This is a genomic window from Conexibacter sp. DBS9H8 (assembly GCF_023330685.1).
Classification (GTDB): domain Bacteria; phylum Actinomycetota; class Thermoleophilia; order Solirubrobacterales; family Solirubrobacteraceae; genus Palsa-465.
The window spans coordinates 2483315-2502322 of the sequence record NZ_CP097128.1 but is presented as its reverse complement, the minus strand read 5'-3'; the positions used below and the strand labels follow the sequence as shown (position 1 = coordinate 2502322).

Here is a 19008-nt window from a genome sequence, read left to right as displayed (position 1 = left end):
GATCTCCGGGCCCCGGCCGATACGGGATCACGTCAGCGAAGGGTGACGGACGTGACGGAGCGTCAGGTGCCGGGGCCGAGGGAGGCCCACACGTCGAGCTTGTGCGCGATCCGCTGCACGACGGCGGAGGTGAACTCGGTGGTGCCGGCCGACCCGCCCAGGTCGACCGTCTTGGTGCCGGCGGCGATCGTCTCGAGCGCCGCCTCATAGATCGCCCGCGAGGCCCGTTCAGCCGCCGGACCGTGGCGTTCGGCGGCGTAATGCATCACCGCGCCGCAGGCGAGGATCATCGCGAGCGGGTTGGCGATGTCCTTGCCCCGTAGCGTCGGAGCGGTACCGTGCGGTGCCTCGGCCATCGCGCAGGTGAGCTCGTCTGAGTCGTTGAAGGCGAGCAGGATCGACTCGGCGCCGGCGATCGACCCGAACATCGGCAGGACCATGTCAGAGAGACAGTCGCCGTCCCGGTTGAGAGCGGGGATGACGAGCGGACGGTCGGTCGCGCCGGACAGCAGGCCGGCGTAGGTCGCATCGATCAGCACGGGCTGGTAGTCGACCTCGGGGTGGCGGGCCGCTGCGGCGTCCATCTCCTCCTTGAGCATCCCCTCGTACACCGGAGACACCGTCCACTTCGGGCCACCGTAGACGCGCCCGTCCATCATCACGGCGGTGCGGAAGGCGAACTCGGCGACCGCGCGACAGGTCCCGCGGCTGATCTTCTCGGTCCGATAGGCGATCTCCTCCGCGCCGCCGGGAGCGCCCTCGCGCCACTGCTCGGCGCCGTAGGCGTCATCGACGGCCATCCGCACGACGCAGATCGGGTAGTGCACCCCGGCGATCGGCGCGACCCCGGGCAGACGTCGACCGGTGCGGAGGATCACCTTGCCGCCGATCCCCTCGCGGACGATCCGGTTCGGGGAACCGACGTCATCTTTGCCCTCCGGCGTGATCGTCGCCGCCTTCAACCCGAGGCCGGCCTCTCCCATCGCCGCCGCGGCCGCGTCGACAACACCGTTACGCGTCGCCCGGCGGTTCTCCAGCGAGAGGTCGAAGTGCTCGAGGGAGACGGGAAGCCCCAGCAGTTCTGGGTCGAGAACCGACAGCGACTGCTCCAACAACTCCTGGCCGGTCTCGTCGCCGTCCAGGACCACGATCGTGATCTCAGACATTTCCGGTCACCTTAGAAGATCGCCGTCTCGACGGGGTTTCGAGCCGGCGGAGGCAGCGGTCGTCACGGTCGGTCGGGGTGGCGAGCCGTCAGCCGGCCCCAGCGTCGGCGGGGCCGGGCAGGAGCCGGTCGGCGTGGGGGAGGAGGGCGGCGATGACGAATGCGACGTGAGTGTCGAAGTCGATCCCGAGCGCCTCGGCGCCGTGGCGGAGGTCATCCCGGCTCACCGCGGCGGCGAAGGCGGCGGACTTCATCTTCTTCTTCACCGACTGCGGGGTCATCCCGGAGAGGCCGTCGGGCCGGACATAGGCCACGGCGAGGATGAACCCCGACAGCTCATCCACGGCGAACAGAGCCCGTTCGAGAAGCGACTCGCGAGGAATCCCGAGCCCGTCGGCGTGTGAGCCGATCGCGCGGACGAGCTCCGCAGGGTACCCGCGCTCGCTCAGCAGTGCCATCGCCGTCCGCGGATGCCCGTCGGAGGCCGACAGGTCGGGATGGCGTTCGTAATCGAGGTCGTGCAGGAGGCCGGTGAGACCCCAGAGATCGACGTCCTCGCCGAAGTGGAGCGCGTAGGCGCGCATCGCCGCCTCGACGGCGAGCATGTGGCGACGCAGGGAGTCCGACTCGGTCCACTCACACAGCAGGTCCCACGCGGCGGGGCGCGAATCCCGATCCATCATGGCCGCCACCATAGCCCACACTCGTACCGCGCACGGACGCGCACTCGATCCCATCGGGCCGATCCGAGCAGCTAACCTCCGCGAAGCTCGATCTGAGAGGGACCCGCTTCCCCCGACCAGAAAGCCCCCCATGGAGAAGTTCGTCATTGAAGGCGGCGTGCCGCTGTCTGGGACCATCACCGCCGCCGGCAACAAGAACGGCGCGCTTCCGATCATCGCCGCCTGCCTGCTCACCGACGAACGGGTCGTGCTGCGCAACGTGCCACCGATCTCCGACGTATACGACATGCTCGAACTGCTCGTCGGGCTTGGCGCGGAGATCGGCTGGCTCGGTCACGGTGTCGTCTCCGTCGACTGCTCCGGGATCAACTCGACGATGCTCGACTATGCGCTCGCGTCGCGGATCCGTGCCTCCTTCCTCCTCGCCGGCCCGCTGCTCGCCCGGTTTGGCTCCGCGACGATGCCGCCGCCCGGAGGGGACGTGATCGGCCGCCGCCGGCTCGATCCGCACCTCGACGCCTTCCGGGCGCTCGGGGCCGAGGTGCGCTACGGGGACGAGATCGAGTTCCGCGCCCCGCCGCTCGGGCTCACCCCGTGCGACTTTCTGATGGACGAACCGTCGGTGATGGCGACCGAGAACGCGCTGATGGCCGCTGCCCTCACCCGTGGGACGACGGTGATCCGTAACGCGGCGTCCGAGCCCCACGTCCAAGACCTCGCGCGGATGCTCGTGTCGATGGGCGCCCCGATCGATGGCATCGGCTCGAACGTGATGACCGTTCACGGGGTCGCCGAGCTGCGCGGCACGAGCCACACGATCGCCCCCGATCACATCGAGATCGGATCGTTCATGGCGCTCGCCGGTGTCACCGGTGGCGAGCTGACGATCAAGGACACCGTGCCCCAGGACCTGCGAATGATTCGGCTCGTGTTCGAGAAGATCGGTCTGCGCTCCGAGCTGCGCGGCTCGGACGTGATCGTCCCCGGCGGACAGAAGCTCGCCGTCGTCAATGACGCGGGTAACCACACCCCCACCGTGCAGGATGGTCCGTGGCCGAAGTTCCCCGCCGACCTCACGAGCATCGCCCTCGCGCTTGCCACCCAGTCGGAGGGGTCGGTCCTCATCCACGAGTGGATGTTCGAGAACCGGCTTGTGTTCACCGACAAGCTGCAGTCGATGGGGGCGGCGATCACGATCTGTGATCCACATCGCGCGATCGTCGTCGGTGCCCGGAAGCTGCGCGGCCAGCGCCTTGAGTCACCCGACATCCGTGCCGGCATGGCGATGCTGATGGCCGCCCTGTGCGCGGACGGGATCACGGAGATCGGCAACATCCGCCAGATCGACCGCGGGTACGAGCGGATCGACGAACGCCTGCGCGAACTCGGGGCCCGGATCGCCCGCGTCGAGGACACCGCCAAGGCACCGGTCTTCGAAGACTGATTCTCTACAGGGCCATGCCCGAACGCACTCCCAGCGGGACCCGTGACGTCCTGCCCGACGAGATGCGGGAGCTGCGCGCACTCACCGAGCGGATTCGCACCGTGTTTGACCAAGCCGGGTACGGCGAGGTCGCCACGCCCGCCCTCGAGTACGACCGTGGTGATGACGGGGCCCGTGCGGCCTACCGCACTTTCGACCAGCACGGCAACGTGCTCGTGCTGCGCTCGGACATGACGGTCCCGATCGCCCGGCTCGTCGGCGCCCGGTACGCAACCGTCGAGCCGCCGCTGCGGTTCTGTTATTTCGCCCACTCCTATCGGGCCGTGCGCACCCATCGCGGCCAATCTCGCGAGCTGTTGCAGGCGGGCGTCGAGCTGATCGGCGCGCCCGCCCCCGAAGGCACTGCTGAGGTCCTCACCGTGCTCTGTGGTGCCCTCGACGCGGCCGGGCTCACCGACTACCGGATCGGACTTGGGGACGCGATGCTCTATCCGGCCCTGCTCGACAGCCTGTCGGTCGCCGAACCGGCCCGGGGGCGGATCCTCGCCGAGCTCACCGACGGGGACTTTGTCGGGGTGGAGCGAGAGATCGTCGCCCTCGGCCTCCCAGTGGAGGAGACGGCGTTGCTCACGCGGGTCCCGCGCCTGCGGGGAGGCGCTGAGCTGTTTGACGGCCTCGACGGGCGGGTGGGCGCCGCGGTGACCGGGCTGCGGGCCGTCTATGACCGGCTCGCCGACTCGGTTGCCGCCCGGATCATCTTCGACTTTGGCCTGCTGCGCTCGCTCGGCTACTACACCGGCGCAGTGTTTCAGGTCTACGACCCGGCCCACGGCGAGCCGCTCGGCTCCGGCGGGCGCTACGACGAGTTGCTGGGACGGTTCGGGCGGCCCCTGCCGGCGGTCGGGTTCGCTCTCAACGTCGAGAGCGTCCACGTCGCCCTGATGATGGAGGACCGTCGGCGTGTCGGCTGACCGACCGCTGCGGATCGCCGTGCCCCGCGGGGCGCTGATGGACGGCACCCTCGACCTGCTTGACTTCCTCGGGATCGACACCGCACCGGTGCGCGCCAACGACCGTCGGCTGTGGTTCGAAGAGGTCGGGATCATCACGATGCGACCCTCCGACGTGCCGATCTACGTCGAGTCCGGTGCCGCCGACCTCGGGGTGACCGGCAAGGACGTGCTGATGGAGCAAGCCGAGCGGGAGGTGTACGAGCTCGCCGACCTCGGCTTCGGAGCCTGCCGCATGGTCCTCGCCTCCGAGGCCGGGCCGGACAAGGCGGCCGAGGCGCTCAAGCGCCTCGGCGTCGTCCGGATCGCAACGAAGTACCCGCGGATCGCCACCACGTACCTCGAGGCGACCGGACGGCAGGCCGAGATCGTCGAGGTGAAGGGGTCGGTCGAGCTGGCGCCGCTCACCGGGATGGTGGAGGCGATCGTCGACCTGACCGCGACGGGAACGACCCTCGCGGAGAACAACCTCGTCATCCGAGAGGAGATCGCCCTCTGCACCGCCCGGCTGATCGCCAATCCGGTGTCGGACAAGCTGAGGGCCCGCGCGATCGACGGTCTCCTGGAGCGTATCGGTGGACGTTGAGCGCGCGGAGGCGGCCGGCCGGGCGCCCGACGAACTCGCAGCGGGGTTGCGCCGCCTGATCCTGTCGGGTGCCGACGTCGCCGATGCGGTCCTGGAGATCATCGCCGATGTCCGCAGCGACGGAGACGCCGCCCTGCTCGCGCTCACCCGCCGCTATGACGGTCCGCTGGCCGCGCTGGCGGTCCCCGAGGCGGAGATCGACGCCGCCCTGGAGGCGCTCGACCTCGCCGTCGCCCGCGGTCTCGAGCTCGCCATCACCAACGTCGGCCGGGTCGCCGCGGCCGGGGTCCGCCGGCCGCGCGCCGTGGACTTCGGCTCCCACGAGGTGATCGTGCGGGAGGTGCCCCTCGACCGGGCCGGTATCTACGTCCCCGGCGGGCGGGCACCCTACCCGTCAACGGTCGTGATGGGTGTCGTCACCGCCCGCACCGCAGGCGTCCGAGACGTCGTGCTCTGCTCACCGCCCGGCGCGGATGGCCACGTCAACCCGACGGTGCTCGCCGCCGCGCGGATGTGCGGGGCGAGTGAGGTCTACGCGGTCGGTGGCGCGCAGGCGGTCGCCGCTCTCGCCTACGGAACCGAATCGATCCGGCCCGTCGATGTCATCTGCGGGCCTGGCAACCTCTACGTGCAGGAGGCCAAACGCCAGGTCTGTGACCGGGTGGCGATCGACTCCTTCGCCGGGCCGTCGGACCTGATGGCGATCATCGACGCCGGTGCCGACCTTGAGCCGGTCGCCCTCGACCTGCTCGCCCAGGCCGAGCACGGCTCCGGAACCCTCGTCGTCGGCGTGTCGGTGTCCGCGGCGGTGATCGACGCCCTCAGCGAGCGTCTCGCCGGCGCACTCGCCGCCTCACCGGCCGTCTGCCGGCTCATCCACGTCCCCTCCGCCGAGTACGCCCTCGCCCTCGCCCAGGCCTTCGCTCCCGAGCACCTCGAGCTGCTCGGCCCCGACGCCGAGGCGCTCGCGGACCGGATCACTCACGCCGGCTGCGTGTTTCTGTCGACTGGGACCGCCTTTGGCGACTACATCGCCGGTTCCAACCACACCCTCCCGACCGGCGGGTCGGCCCGTTTTGCCTCCTCGCTCGGTCCCTGGCACTTCCGCCGGGTCTACACCGAGGTCCGGATTTCCTCGCCCGCGGCGCTCGCTCAGGCGGCGGCACCGATCGCCCGGGCGGAGGGGTTCGAGCTCCACGGCGCGTCGATGGAGGCCCGGATCGGGGAGAATCCAGCCGATGACGCGCACCGCGACGATTGAACGCAGCACCGGGGAGACGGCCGTCACGGTCAGCCTCGCCCTCGACGGGGCCGGGGGGGGCGAGCGGGCCACCGGCGTCGGGTTCTTCGACCACATGCTCGACCTGCTCGCCCGTCACGGTCGCCTCGACCTGTCCGTCGCCGCAACCGGGGATCTCCAGACCGGTGCCCACCACACCGTCGAGGATGTGGGGATCGCCATCGGCCGCGCGCTCGACGAAGCGCTCGGGGACCGCCGCGGCATCACTCGCTTCGGTGATGCGGTCGTGCCGATGGACGAGGCCCGAGCGGAGGCGGTGATCGACATCTCCGGGCGGGGTCTGCTCGTCTTCGACGCCGATCTCCCGCCCGGGTCGATCAACGGCTTCGAGCATGAACTCTGTCGCGAGTTCCTCCATGCGGTGGCGACCAACGCGAAGCTGACCCTGCACGTCGGCGTGCTCGCCGGCGCCAACGTCCACCACATCATCGAGGCGATCTTCAAGGCGACCGCGCGCGCGCTGAGGATCGCCGTCAGTCTCGACCCGAGCGAACCGGGGATCCCGTCAACCAAGGGGACGCTCCGATGACCGCCGCCTCCGGCCCGGTCCGGGTCGGCATCATCGACTACGGGATGGGCAACCGCCGCTCGGTCGAGAAGGCCCTCGTCCACGTCGGGGCCGACGTCCGGGTGAGCGACGACACGGACGAGCTTGCCGGCATGGACGCGCTCGTGCTGCCGGGAGTCGGCGCTTTTGCCCGTGGCATGGCCCAGCTCCGCGAACGCGGGCTGATCGGACTGATCTGCGACCAGGCCGCGTCCGGGACACCGCTGCTGGGGATCTGTCTGGGCATGCAGTTGCTCTTTGAGGGCTCGAGCGAACTCGGGGGCGCTCGCGGTCTCGGCCTCCTCCCCGGGGAGGTGCGCGCACTCGCGGCCGGACGGCTGCCGGTCCCGCACATCGGCTGGAACGAGGTGACGCTCGTCCGGTCCTCGCAACTGCTCGAGCGGAACGCACCCTTCTATCACGTGCACTCCTACTGCGCCGTGCCCGCCGACCCCGCCGACGTCATCGCCACCGCCCACTACGGCGAGAGGTTCGCCACCGCGGTCGGGCGAGCGAATGTTCTCGGGGTGCAGTTTCACCCCGAGAAGTCCTCGACCGACGGTCTCGCGCTGCTGCGCCGCTTCTGTGAAGGAGCTCGCGCCGAGCCGACGGCGGCGAGGCCCGGGGTGGGTGGCGTCGAGACCGACGCGGCCGCGCCCGCGCCGACGCGGGAGGCGGCATGATCCTGCTGCCGGCGATCGACATGCTCGGGGGCCGGGCGGTGCGCCTGGATCAGGGAGACTACGCACGGCGGACCGATTACTACCCCGACCCGGTCGATGCCGCCAAGCGGTGGGTGGAGGAGGGAGCCGAGGCGCTGCATGTCGTCGACCTCGACGGTGCCCGCACCGGCGCACCGGAGAATCTGCGGCACCTCTACCGGATCGTCGAGTCGCTCGAAGTGCCCGTCGAGTTCGGGGGTGGCCTGCGCAGCGATGCCGCGGTCGCGGACGCGTTCTCCGCCGGGGCGGCCGAGGTGATCATCGGCACCGCCGCGTTCAAGGACGCCGCGTTTCTCGAGCGGATCCTCTCCGCTCACGGGGAGCGGGTGATCGTCTCCGTCGACGCACGCGCCGGGCACGTCGCGTCGGCCGGCTGGCTCGAGCAGACCGACCTGTCCCTCGCTGCCGCCTTCACCGGCCTGCAGGAGCAGGGCGTCCGGCGGTTCGTGTTCTCCTCCATCGACCGGGACGGGATGTTGAGCGGACCGGACCTCGAGGGAGCACGGGCCGTCGACGAGATGGTTGACGGCAGCTACGTATATTCCGGCGGCATCTCCTCCCTCGCCGACCTCGAGCAGCTTGGCAGCCTCGCGCTGCGCCGCCTCCGCGGGGTGATCGTCGGCAAGGCGCTGTTTGAGGGCCGCTTCACCGTCGCGGAGGGGCAGGCGGCGCTGTCGGCCGGGGCTTCGGAGCGGTGAGCCACTACAAACGGGTCATCCCCTGCCTCGACGTGGACGGCGGGCGGGTCGTCAAGGGCGTCGGCTTCCTTGACATCCGCGACGCCGGGGACCCGGTCGAGCTCGCCCGCGCCTATGACCGGGCGGGCGCGGACGAGCTGGTGTTCCTCGACATCACCGCCACCTCCGACACGCGCGAGACGGTGCGCGCCCTCGCGCGACGCGCCGCCGATGACGTGTTCATTCCGTTCACCGTCGGTGGGGGGATCCGCTCGGTCAGCGACGCCCAGGCCGTGCTCGACGCCGGCGCCGACAAGGTGTCGGTCAATTCGGCGGCGCTCGCCCGGCCCGAGTTGATCTCCGAGCTCGCCGAGGTATTCGGCAGCCAGTGTGTCGTGCTCGCCATCGACGCCAAGCGCGCCGAAACGCCGGGGCACTGGGAGGCCCACGTCGCCGGCGGCCGGCGCCCCACGGGACGAGACGCGGTCGCCTGGGCGGTGGAGGGGGTCTCACTCGGGGCGGGGGAGATCCTGCTCACATCGATGGATCAGGACGGCGCCGGCACCGGCTATGACCTCGAGCTGCTCGGGGCGGTGGCGGCTGCCGTGTCGGTGCCGGTGATCGCCTCGGGCGGCGCCGGCGAACTCGACCACCTCGTCAGCGCCCTGCGGGCCGGCGCCGACGCGGTGCTGTGCGCCTCGATCTTCCACTACGGTCGCTTCAGCGTCGCCGACGTCAAACACCACCTGGCGGCGGCGGGAATCGCGGTTCGGCCGGTCCCGGACCCGTGATTCCCACCGCGGTCAGGCAGATCGGTGCGGCGGACACGGAGTGCCCGGCGCCGAGGTTACGCTAAGCGGCCTCTTCCACGTATCCCGCCGCTGCACAGGCATCACAGTACGCAGCGGGAGGGACCCGTGGTTCATAACAGCCGGGACGGCAGCAGGTCGATGACCGCTTGGGACGACCCCGGCCAATGCGGGCAGCCGCAGCATCCTTGAGCTCCTCGCGCATGCGATCGAGCTCGGCTGCGTGCTCCGCACAGAAGCGCCGGCCGCTGAGGGCCGGTTCCTGACAGTGACTTCCACTACGACAGCGCATATCAGTAGAAGGATACCAGAGAGTCCTTCAACGAGCAAGGATTTGTGCTGCAGTTTGGAGGAAACCGGGCCGCGCCGGCGGTCGGCTGCAACCGATCGCCGCCAGGGATCATGCGGTGGCGGTCGTTCAGGAATGCCCTCGCCAACCACTAAGATCGACTCGATGATCCGCAACGTCGTGATGGTGGCCCTACGAGAGGACCACGACCGCGCGGAGGTCGCCGCGGTTCAGGCTGGCTTTCGCGCGCTCGACCCACCTGGATGTCGGCGCTACACGCTCGGCGACGACCTCGGCCTGCGGGACGGGAACTGGAGCTTTGCCATCGTCGCCGACTTCGAGGATGAGGTCAGCTACCGGGCCTATGACCTGGACGCCGAGCACAACCGGCTGCGGGCACGGCTCGCCCTGCAGGTCAGTGAGATCGCCCGCGTCCAGTTCGAGCTTTCCGACTGACCGGGCGGCTCCGGCGGACCACCGACGGACCGGATCGGCTCTGCCGAGGGGCGGAGTGTCCGGTACGGCTTCGGGGCGGAGCGGCGGGCGGGCGACTCGTCCGCCGTGTGGAGGCGGGGAGCAGCTGATACAGCGTGTAGCCGCCGACGAGATAGAGGTGGGTCGGGTCCGCGACGACCGGGGAGAAGGCTCCGTCGTGGAAGGTGAAGACGACCTTGCCGCTGCGGGCGTTGAGGCCGGTCGTGAGCTTGTCGTCGAGATCGGAGTAGTAGACGACGTCGTTGACGATCGTCGGTGAGCCTGAGATCCGGTCGCCGTAGGCGTCACGGTGTACCCAGCGGACCGCGCCCGAGCGCGCGTTGAAGGCGTAGAAGTCGCCGTTGTAGGAGCCGAGGTAGACGGTCGGTCCCAGTCCGGGGATGTCCGCGACCGCCGGCGATGAGTAGACGTAAGCCCCCGTGCCGTAGGACCAGGCGAGCTGCCCGGTGTTGGCGGTGAAGGAATACACGTACCCGGAGGTGTTGCCGACGTAGACGCGGCCGAAAGCGACCGCCGGCGTCGTGTAGAACGTCCCGCTGGAGAAGCCGAGCGCGGCGCCGTTGGCCGACGCCGCCCAGATCTGGTGGCCGGTTCGGGCGTTGATGTCGTAGACGTGACCGCCATAGTCGTCGACATAGAGGTTCTCCCCGGAGAGCGCCGCTCCGCCCTTGACCGCGCCGCTCGCCTGGAAGGTCCAGTTGACGTGACCGGTCGCGGCGTTCATCGAGTACACCGTCCCGGCCTGGTCGCCGAAGTAGACAGAACCGCCGGCGATGAGCCCGGAGGACTCGCTGCCGGAGGGCAGAAAGTGATGCCAGATGGTCGCGCCGGTTCGCATCGACAGGGCGATCACCTGGCCGCTGCCGGGGGAGGAGCCCGTGTCCGACAGGGTCGGCACGATGAGCAGTCCTTTGGCGGGGTCGAGCACCGGACTGGCGGCGGCGAGACGGCCGATCCGCCGCTGCCAGCGGACGCGACCGGTGATCGTGTCGACCGCCTTGACGGTGGCGTTGTCATCCATGTACCAGAGGGTGTGGCCGTCGATGACGGGCGGAAACTCCAGCAGCGCGTTTTGACCGACGGTCCAGCCCCGCCGGAACGGGGGGTGCAGATCGGGGGCACCGGTGAACGCCCGGGTGCGTGCGAGGTCGTAGCCGTAGCGCGGCCACAGGAAGTGGTCAGGCGGGGGCGGGGCGGCGGTGGTGGTGGTGGAGGTCGTCGGGGCGGTGAAGGACAGGTTGGGGTGCGAGACGTTGTGAGGTGCATGCACCAGAACGAAGACGACGGCGGCCACGACGAGCAGCACCGCAGCGCCCGCACCGGCCATCAGCCGGCGCGCCAACCTGCCGTTCAGCCGACGCCCGCTTGGGCGTTCGTCGTCGTCCGGCATCGTCGTCAGGTTACCGGCCCCTCGCCGCCGGTGATGGTCAACGGACGCTCCCCGGGTTGCGCGTCGGTTGTGATCGGGTTGGCGTTCGCCGCGAACGCCGCCGTGTCGAGACCCGGGACGGGCGGCGGAGATCCCGGTCGGCTTGGCAAGATCCCGCCATGGCCACGCGACCCGCCGACCTGCTGTCCGCGCTTGAGGACCTGACCGAGCCGAGCCGCCTGATCGCCCGACTGGGCGGGGGTTTCACCCCGGCCCTGTGGGTCGTCGGCGGTGCGGTCCGCGATCTCCTGCTCGGGCGGGTTCCCGCCGACGTCGACCTGATCGTCGACGGGCCTTTGGGGCCGGTTGCCGCCGCGCTCGGCGGCGAGCCGGTTCGACATGAGCGGTTTCTCACCGCACGGGTCGGCGGTGTCGACCTCGCCCGCGCCCGGCGCGAGACCTATCCCCGGCCCGGAGCGCTCCCGACCGTCGCGCCGGCCACCGTGGCGGAGGACCTCCGCCGGCGTGACTTCACCGTCAACACCTTCGCGGTCTGTCTCACCGGGCCCGAACGCGGCACGCTCCGCTGCGCACCGACGGCCGAGCGCGACCTCGCAGAACGGCAGCTGGCGACCCTGCACGAGCGATCGTTCCTCGACGATCCGACCCGCCTGGTGCGCCTCGCTCGCTACGCGGCTCGGCTCGACTTCTCCGTCGAGGAGCGGACACGGGACGAGATCGAGGCCGCTCTCACGGCGGGGGTGCTCACGACGGTCACCGGCGTGCGGATCGGCAACGAGTTACGCAAGCTGCTGTGCGAGCCCGACCCTGTGCGGGCGATGGTCGCCCTCCGGGAGCTGAAAATCGACGGACGGATCGCCACGCAACTCGGCCTCATCGACGATCAACTCGCCCGCCGAGCGCTCGCCCTGCTCGAGCCCGAGGACCGGCGCGACCGGACGGTCCTTGCCGCCGCCCTCCTTGGCAGCTCCGCTGAGGTGGCCGCCCAACTGCTTGATCGCTGGGGGTTCCCTGCCGAGGACCGCGACGTGATTGCCCGCACGGTCGCCCAGGCCGAGCGGGTCTCCCGCCGCCTCGAGTATGCGAGCGCGCCGTCCGAGATCGACTGGGCGGCCGGCGGGCCCGACAGCGACCCTGAACTTATCGCCCTCGCCGGCGCGATCCATCCCGCCAACGCGGCGCGTGAGTGGCTCGTTGAGCTCCGTCACCGCCGCCTGGCGATCGGCGGCGCCGACCTCCTCACCGCCGGCGTTCCCGCCGGTCCGGCGATCGCGCGCGGACTTGCCGCCGCCCGGGCGGCGATGCTCGACGACGAGGCCCCAGATGCCGCCAGCCAGCTCGCCGCCGCGCTCGCTGCCCTGTGAGTCTGCCCCGCGAGAGCCCCCGCCGCAGCCGAACCGGGACCCAGCCACCCGGTACGCTGGAGCGGTGGTTCTGCCGGCGCCGTTCGTCTGGGATACGGATCAGATCACCGTCGACCTGCCGGGAGCCCGTGCGCTCTTCAGCACCGTCGCGGCCGGCAACCTCGGGCTGCTGACCGGGGACCCTCGCGCCCCCGCCAACCGGGCGCGGCTCGCCGCTCGGCTCGGCGTCGGGCTCGCCTGGCGCAAGCAGGTGCACGGTAGCCGGGTCGACATCGTCGACGTCGCGACGGACCCGGCGGCACCGTGGATCGAGGCGGACGGTCTGCTCACCGCCACGCCGGGGGTCGCTCCGCTCGTCCTCGCCGCCGACTGCCTCCCGGTCATTCTCGCCAACGGGGCCGCGGTCGCCGCCGTCCACGCCGGGTGGCGGGGTCTGGCGGACGGGATTCTCGCGACCGCCGTCACCCAACTGGGTCGGCTCGGCTCCGGCCCGGTTGGGGCCGCGATCGGACCGGGTGCGGGCCCCTGCTGCTATGCGGTCGGCGACGAGCTGCGCGACACCTTCACCGGCTACGGGGCGAGCCGTGGGGCCAACCTCGACCTCAAGCTGATCGCCGCGACCCAGCTCCGGGACGCCGGGGTCGCCGAGGTCCATGACGTCGGCCTGTGCACGATCTGCTCGGATCCGGGACGGTTCTTCAGCCACCGACGCGACCACGGCGACACGGGCCGTCAGGCCGGCATCGGTTGGCTCACGTGATCGAGCCCGTCCACCACCTCGAGCCTGGCGACGTTGCCGCGAACCTCGCGCGCGTCCGGGCCGAGATCGCCGCGGCCGGACGGGATCCCGCCACGGTCGAGATCCTCGCGGCGATCAAGTACCTTCCCGGCGAGCTGCTGCCCGCGCTGGCGGCCGGCGGGATTGTCACGGTCGGGGAGAACCGCGTCCAAGACCTGCTCGCCAAGCAGGAGCAGACCGGGATCGACCGGTTCGCCCACTGGGACTTCATCGGCGCGCTGCAGAGCCGCAAGGTCGCGGCGCTGCTCGGCCGGGTCCGTTACATCCACTCACTCGCCTCCGAGAGCGCGCTCGCCCAGCTCGCCCGCCACGATCCGGGCGACACCCAGGTGCTGATCGAGGTCAACGTCGCCGCCGACCCGGCCAAGGCCGGGATCGCGCCCGCGGGACTCGCGCGCTTCCTCGCCCGCTGCCCGGTTCCCGTCGCCGGGTTGATGACGATGCCGCCCCGGGCGGCGGCGCCGGAGGAGAGCCGACCCGCCTTTCGCGCCCTCGCCGAACTTGCGGACGCGCACGGCCTGAGGGAGTTGAGCATGGGCACGAGCCAGGACTACCGTGTCGCGCTCGAGGAGGGGGCGACGATCATTCGGCTCGGACGCGGTCTGTTCACCGCGTCATAATGGGTGCGGGCAGGGAAATTCCGGACGAAGGCGAACCACTCGGCGATATGGCAATGCGCGACACATGGCACCGAACCCTCGTCTACTTCGGCCTCGCCGAAGATGAGGCCTATGAGGACGAGTTCGAGCCCTACTCGGAGCCGGAGGTTCAGATGCAGGACACCTATCGCGAACGACCCACCGTCCGCCGCCTTCCCCAGTCCCGCCGCCGGCGCGACGATTACGACGACATCTTCGCCGACGAGGACAGCGGGTACAGCCGCCCGACCGCGACCCTGCGGCCGGTGGCGACCCGCAGCAGCCGCCAGAGCTTCCACTTCGTCGCCCCGAAGAACTTCAACGACGTCCAGGACGTCGGTGACAAGTTCAAGGCGTCGATCCCGGTGATCCTCAACCTGCAGAATGCCGACCACGACCTGTCCAAGCGGCTGATCGACTTCGTCTCCGGGCTCACCTACGCACTCGACGGTGGGATGCAGCGGATCGCGGACAAGGTGTTTCTGCTCACCCCCGAGGGCGTCGAGCTGTCGGCGGAGGAGCGGGCGAGCCTCGCCTCCAACGACTTCTTCAACCAGAGCTGACCGTCAGGGCGGTTCCGGGACGGTTCCCACTCGGCCCGAGGCGATCAGCGGCACACAGACCAACTAGGCTTGGGCTCATGGTGATCGGCCTGATCGGCGCCGGAAACATGGCTCGCGCCCTTGCGCGCGGGTGGGGCCGCCCGGTGCTCGTCTCCGACGCCGGGTCCGGACGGGCCCAGGCGATCGTCGACGAGGTGGGCGGGGAGCGGGTCTCCAACCTCGAGGCGGCGCAACGGGCGGACGTCCTCGTGCTCGCCCACAAGCCCCATCAGCTCGCGCAGGTGGCCGCCGAGATCTCAGGGGCCGCGACGACCGTCGTCTCCGTTCTCGGGGCGACCCCGACGGCGGCGCTGCGCGCCGCGCTGCCGGGAGCCCGCTGCTTCGCGATCATGCCGAACACGCCCGTCGAGGTGCAGCGCGGGGCGATCGTCTACGCCGCGGACCCGGAGGCGGATCCGGCGGTGGAGGCCACCATTCTGGGCCTGTTTCGGGAACTCGGTGTCGTCGTCAGCGTGCCCGAGGGTCTGCTCGACGCCGCGACGAGCCTCAGCGGCGTCGGGCCCGCCTATCAGGCGCTGCTCGCCGAGGCGCAGATCGACGCGGGAATCCGGCTCGGCCTGCGTCCCTGGGATGCCGAGAACCTCGTGATTGAGACGATGGCCGGGACCGCCGAGCTGCTCCTGCGCCGCAACCGCGACACGCTGGCGGTCCGGCGAGAGGTGACGAGCCCAGGCGGGTCGACCGCCCGCGGGCTCGCCGCGCTTGAGGCGGCCGGGCTCCGGTCCGCCTTCCACCAGGCCGCTGACGCGGTCGTCGGACCCTCCCGGAAGTGATTGCGATGCTGCTCGGCGCCTCCGTCACCTCCCAGATCGGCAGCTACATCGGCGCCGTCATCGTCGTCTACATCGTCCTGCTGCTGCTCTTTCTGCTGACCAACCTGCTGCTCGGCTTCGGGGTTCGACCACCGTATGCCCGCTGGTCCGATGCGGTGCTGAGCTTTCTCGCCGAGGTCTCCCAGCCCTACCTTCGGATCTTCCGCAAGTTCATCCCGCCGCTGGGCCCGGTCGACCTCAGTCCGATGGTCGCGATCTTCGTCCTGCTCATCCTCAATGAGGTGATCCGATCGCTGCTCAATGCCTGAGCTGACCGCCGCCGCTCCCGCGCCGCTGCGGCGGCGCACGGCGGCGCTCCGCGCCGGGGTCGTCGTCCTCATCGTCGTCGGGCTCGATCAGTTGGCCAAGCACACGATCGGGACGAGCATCGCTCCCGGCCAGCACCGGCACGTGATCGGATCGGTGCTCGAGTTCGTCTACGTCCGCAACACCGGCGTCGCCTTCGGGGTGCTGGCCGGTGGCGGGATCGCCGTCTACGTCGCCACCGCGGTGGCGCTCGCCTGTCTGCTTGGGTACCTCATCTTCGGGGTGACCCGGCGCTGGCTGTGGCTGCCGACGGGGATGCTTGTCGGCGGCGCGATCGGCAACCTGATCGACCGCGTCACGCGCGGCAGCGTGATCGATTTCATCAAGCTGCCGCACTGGCCGGCCTTCAACGTCGCGGACATGTCGATCACCTTCGGCGTGATCATCCTCGTGCTCCTGGTGGAGTTCGGTGGCCGACCTGGAACTTGACGTCCCGGCGGAGGCGGACGGGATGCGCCTGGACGCGTTCCTGGCCCCCCACGTGGGCTCACGGACCCAGGCGGTGACGCTGATCGCGGAGGCGAGCGTGACCGTCGACGGCGTCCAGGTCCTCAAACGCCACGCCGTCCGTGCCGGCGAGTGCGTGCGCGTTGCCGCGCCCGCACCCGCCCTCACCGCCCCCGCGGAGCCTCTGACGGGAGAGCCTCCGCCGCCGGCGCCGGGCAGTGAGCCCGGCGGCCCCACGGTCGCCTACACGGTCGCCTACACGGACGAGTATCTGCTCGTCGTCGACAAGCCGGCCGGACTCGTCGTCCACCCCGGCCGCGGCCACCGGGAGGGAACGCTCTCCCAGGCCCTCGGCCTCAGCGTCGACCGTGGCGGGATCGTCCACCGCCTCGACCGGGACACCTCGGGCCTGCTCGTCGTCGCCCGCACCGAGCGGATTCAGCGTGAACTGCAGGCTCAGATCAAGGCGCGTGAGGTGCGCCGCGAGTACCTCACCCTCGTCGGCGGCCGACCGGAGGCGCGCGCCGGGACGATCGACGCGCCCATCGGCCGCGATCGGCACAGCCGGACGCTGCACTCGCTTGACACCGACACGCCGCGGGCGGCGGTGACCCACTTTGAGATCGTTGAGGCGTGCGCGGCCACCACTCTGCTGCGGGTGCGCCTCGAGACGGGCCGCACCCACCAGATCCGTGTCCACCTCCAGGCGATCGGCCACCCGGTGATCGGCGATCCGACCTACGGAGCAGGGCCCGCCCTTGGCCTCGAGCGACAGTTCCTCCACGCCGCCCGGCTCGCCTTCACCCACCCGGGCACCGGCGAGCCCATCGATCTGCACAGCCCGTTGCCCGGCGACCTCGAGCGTGCGCTCGCCGCGGCCCGGGGCGGCTAAACTCGCTCGCCGCAGTACCAACCATCTCACACCCGGCGGATTTATTGTCGGTGCGCGGCCCTGCTTCCCGCCCGGGAAGTCCGCGTCCACCTGCCGGGGACGTCCAACAAGGGAGACAACATGGCTCAGGTCGGAATCAAAGAGCTGCTCGAGGCCGGTGTGCACTTCGGCCATCAGACGCGGCGCTGGAACCCCAAGATGCGGCGCTTCATCCACGGTGAGCGTGACGGCATCTACATCATCGACCTGCTGCAGACCGAGGATCTGCTCCAGACCGCCCAGAACTTCGCCGCCGACGTCGCCCGCCGGGGCGGTACGGTGATGTTCGTCGGGACCAAGAAGCAGGCCCGGGACGCGATCAAGGACACGGCCGAAGCGGCCGACATGCCCTACGTCAACCACCGCTGGCTCGGCGGTCTGCTGACGAACTTCCAGACGATCTCCGGGCGGATCAAGCGCCTCCACGATCTCGAGCGCTATGAGGCCGAGGGTCAGCTTGCGCTGCTGCCGACCCGCGAGCGGATGGCCGCGCAGGCCGACCTCGCCAAGCTGCGGGCGAACCTCGGCGGTGTCAAGCACATGCAGCGGCCCCCCGACGCCGTGTTCGTGATCGACCTGAAGACCGAGGCGATCGCCATCCAGGAGGCGCGACGCCTGCGGATCCCGATCATCGGGCTCGTCGACACGAACTGTGACCCGGAGGGGATCGACTTCGTCATCCCCGGCAACGACGACGCGATCCGCTCCTGCCAGGCGATCGCCGCGGCAATCGGCGACGTCGTCGCCAACGGTCGCCAGGCCTTCCGAGCGGAGGAGGAGAAGGCCCGCCTCGAGCGCGAGCGCCGGGAGGCGGAGGAGCGCGCCCGCCGCGAGGCGGAGGAGCGCGCCCGCCGCGAGGCGGAGGAGAAGGCTCGCGCCGAGGCGGAGGAGAGGGCTCGCGCCGAGGCCGAAGCGGCCGCGGCCGCGGAGGCGGCTCGACTCGAGGCGGAGGCGAACACGCCGATTCCGCCGATCACCGAGATCGAGGACCACGAGCCGATTCCGCCGATCACCGAGATCGAAGAGCCGATCCCACCGATCACCGAGGTGAGCGAGGAGCCGATCCCGCCCGTCACCGAGGTGAGCGAGGAGCCTGCGGCCGCCGAGCCCACCCACGCCGAGGAGACGCCCGCCGAGTCTGTCCCCGCCGAACCCGCGCTCGCCGAGCCCACCCCCGCCGCGGCCGCGCCGGCCGCAGCGGCGCCCGCCGAGGCGCCATCGGTTCCGGAGACGGCCGAGGCCCCCGAGACCCCGGTCGCGGCCGAGCCTGCCCCGACCACCGCGCCGGAGGCGGGCGTCGTTGAACCCGCTGAGGCCACCCCGACCGCTGAGGAGAACTAGATGAGCGTCACCGAAGTGACCGCCGCCCAAGTCAAGAACCTGCGCGACCTCACCGGCGCGGCGATGATGGCCTGCAAGAAGGCGCTGATCGAGGCCGAGGGGAACGTCGAGAAGGCCGTCGAGCTCCTCCGCGCCCGCGGCGAAGCCCAGGCGGCCAAGCGCGCCGGCAATGAGGCGACGGAGGGGACCGTCCAGACCTACATCCACTCCAACGGCAAGGTCGGCGTCCTCGTCGAGGTCGACTGTGAAACCGACTTCGTCGCCCGTAACGACAACTTCGTCCAGTTTGCCAAGGACCTCGCGATGCACATCGCCGCCGCCGCCCCGCTCGGCGTCAGCGACGCGGACATCCCGGCCGATCTGATCGAGTCCGAGCGCCGGATCGCGGCGGAGCAGGCGATGGACCGCCCCGAGAACGTTCGTGAACGGATCGTCGAGGGGAAGATCAACAAGTTCCTCGACGAGACGGTCCTGCTGCGCCAGGCCCACGTCAACCCGAAGTACGAGGAGAAGACGATCGAGGACCTGCGGGCCAAGCTGGCCTCCGACACGGGCGAGAACGTCATCATCCGCCGGTTCACCCGCTTTCAGGTCGGAAGCTGAGCGCCC

22 protein-coding genes are annotated in these 19008 nt (G+C 70.6%); 19 read left to right on the top strand and 3 right to left on the bottom strand.

Annotation, left to right across the window (positions count from 1 at the left end):
* Positions 1-62: 62 nt before the first annotated feature.
* On the bottom strand, positions 63-1166 hold the full coding sequence (locus M3M55_RS11930) for an isocitrate/isopropylmalate family dehydrogenase (RefSeq protein WP_249009727.1): 1104 nt from the start codon (positions 1164-1166) through the stop codon (positions 63-65).
* 88 nt (positions 1167-1254) lie between these two features.
* Positions 1255-1845: an HD domain-containing protein gene (locus M3M55_RS11925; protein ID WP_249009726.1), complete on the bottom strand. Its 591-nt coding sequence runs from the start codon at positions 1843-1845 to the stop codon at positions 1255-1257.
* Positions 1846-1978: 133 nt separating this feature from the next.
* On the opposite strand from M3M55_RS11925, the gene murA reads away from it, so the two are divergent.
* The 9 genes from murA to M3M55_RS11880 all read left to right on the top strand — a co-directional run bounded on the left by murA (position 1979) and on the right by M3M55_RS11880 (position 9688).
* Positions 1979-3292, top strand: a complete 1314-nt coding sequence (murA, locus tag M3M55_RS11920; RefSeq protein WP_249009725.1) for a UDP-N-acetylglucosamine 1-carboxyvinyltransferase — start codon at positions 1979-1981, stop codon at positions 3290-3292.
* Positions 3293-3306: 14 nt separating this feature from the next.
* Entirely contained in the window at positions 3307-4263 is a 957-nt protein-coding gene (locus M3M55_RS11915) for an ATP phosphoribosyltransferase regulatory subunit (protein WP_249009724.1), read from the top strand.
* Positions 4253-4888, top strand: a complete 636-nt coding sequence (hisG, locus tag M3M55_RS11910; protein WP_249009723.1) for an ATP phosphoribosyltransferase — start codon at positions 4253-4255, stop codon at positions 4886-4888. The genes M3M55_RS11915 and hisG overlap by 11 nt, the downstream gene beginning before the upstream one ends.
* Entirely contained in the window at positions 4878-6149 is a 1272-nt protein-coding gene (hisD, locus tag M3M55_RS11905) for a histidinol dehydrogenase (RefSeq protein WP_249009722.1), read from the top strand. The genes hisG and hisD overlap by 11 nt, the downstream gene beginning before the upstream one ends.
* Positions 6127-6717 (top strand): imidazoleglycerol-phosphate dehydratase HisB, encoded by a 591-nt coding sequence (gene hisB / locus M3M55_RS11900; protein WP_249009721.1) that lies wholly within the window; start codon positions 6127-6129, stop codon positions 6715-6717. The genes hisD and hisB overlap by 23 nt, the downstream gene beginning before the upstream one ends.
* Positions 6714-7418, top strand: a complete 705-nt coding sequence (gene hisH / locus M3M55_RS11895; protein WP_249009720.1) for an imidazole glycerol phosphate synthase subunit HisH — start codon at positions 6714-6716, stop codon at positions 7416-7418. Before hisB ends, hisH begins: the two co-directional genes overlap by 4 nt.
* Entirely contained in the window at positions 7415-8155 is a 741-nt protein-coding gene (locus M3M55_RS11890; RefSeq protein ID WP_249009719.1) for a HisA/HisF-related TIM barrel protein, read from the top strand. Before hisH ends, M3M55_RS11890 begins: the two co-directional genes overlap by 4 nt.
* Positions 8152-8925 carry an imidazole glycerol phosphate synthase subunit HisF gene (gene hisF / locus M3M55_RS11885; RefSeq protein ID WP_249009718.1) on the top strand — a complete coding sequence of 258 codons (774 nt, stop codon included), beginning with the start codon at positions 8152-8154 and terminating at the stop codon, positions 8923-8925. Before M3M55_RS11890 ends, hisF begins: the two co-directional genes overlap by 4 nt.
* A 472-nt stretch (positions 8926-9397) precedes the next feature.
* On the top strand, positions 9398-9688 hold the full coding sequence (locus M3M55_RS11880; protein ID WP_249009717.1) for a Dabb family protein: 291 nt from the start codon (positions 9398-9400) through the stop codon (positions 9686-9688).
* On the opposite strand, the gene M3M55_RS11875 is transcribed toward M3M55_RS11880, so the two are convergent.
* The gene (locus M3M55_RS11875) at positions 9648-11117 is read right to left on the bottom strand and encodes a PQQ-binding-like beta-propeller repeat protein (protein WP_249009716.1); all 1470 of its coding nucleotides are present in this window, start codon (positions 11115-11117) and stop codon (positions 9648-9650) included. The genes M3M55_RS11880 and M3M55_RS11875 overlap by 41 nt on opposite strands.
* A 158-nt stretch (positions 11118-11275) precedes the next feature.
* Between M3M55_RS11875 and M3M55_RS11870 the strand changes: the two genes are divergently transcribed.
* The 10 genes from M3M55_RS11870 (at position 11276) to tsf (ending at position 19002) form a co-directional block, all read left to right on the top strand.
* Positions 11276-12481, top strand: coding sequence for a hypothetical protein (locus M3M55_RS11870; protein WP_249009715.1), 1206 nt, complete (start codon positions 11276-11278; stop codon positions 12479-12481).
* Between the two features lie 64 nt (positions 12482-12545).
* Complete coding sequence (locus M3M55_RS11865; RefSeq protein ID WP_249009714.1) at positions 12546-13241, top strand: polyphenol oxidase family protein; 696 nt, start codon at positions 12546-12548, stop codon at positions 13239-13241.
* Complete coding sequence (locus tag M3M55_RS11860; protein WP_249009713.1) at positions 13238-13900, top strand: YggS family pyridoxal phosphate enzyme; 663 nt, start codon at positions 13238-13240, stop codon at positions 13898-13900. The genes M3M55_RS11865 and M3M55_RS11860 overlap by 4 nt, the downstream gene beginning before the upstream one ends.
* Positions 13901-13953: 53 nt before the next feature.
* Complete coding sequence (locus M3M55_RS11855) at positions 13954-14481, top strand: cell division protein SepF (protein WP_249009712.1); 528 nt, start codon at positions 13954-13956, stop codon at positions 14479-14481.
* 77 nt (positions 14482-14558) lie between these two features.
* On the top strand, positions 14559-15314 hold the full coding sequence (locus tag M3M55_RS11850) for a pyrroline-5-carboxylate reductase (protein WP_249009711.1): 756 nt from the start codon (positions 14559-14561) through the stop codon (positions 15312-15314).
* A gap of 5 nt (positions 15315-15319) precedes the next feature.
* On the top strand, positions 15320-15622 hold the full coding sequence (locus tag M3M55_RS11845) for a YggT family protein (RefSeq protein ID WP_249009710.1): 303 nt from the start codon (positions 15320-15322) through the stop codon (positions 15620-15622).
* Positions 15615-16109 (top strand): signal peptidase II, encoded by a 495-nt coding sequence (gene lspA / locus M3M55_RS11840; protein ID WP_249009709.1) that lies wholly within the window; start codon positions 15615-15617, stop codon positions 16107-16109. The genes M3M55_RS11845 and lspA overlap by 8 nt, the downstream gene beginning before the upstream one ends.
* Positions 16110-16131: 22 nt before the next feature.
* The gene (locus M3M55_RS11835; protein ID WP_371878762.1) at positions 16132-17019 is read left to right on the top strand and encodes an RluA family pseudouridine synthase; all 888 of its coding nucleotides are present in this window, start codon (positions 16132-16134) and stop codon (positions 17017-17019) included.
* A 120-nt stretch (positions 17020-17139) separates the two neighbouring features.
* Positions 17140-18399: a 30S ribosomal protein S2 gene (rpsB, locus tag M3M55_RS11830; protein WP_249009707.1), complete on the top strand. Its 1260-nt coding sequence runs from the start codon at positions 17140-17142 to the stop codon at positions 18397-18399.
* Positions 18400-19002: a translation elongation factor Ts gene (gene tsf, locus M3M55_RS11825; RefSeq protein WP_249009706.1), complete on the top strand. Its 603-nt coding sequence runs from the start codon at positions 18400-18402 to the stop codon at positions 19000-19002.
* Positions 19003-19008 lie beyond the last annotated feature (6 nt).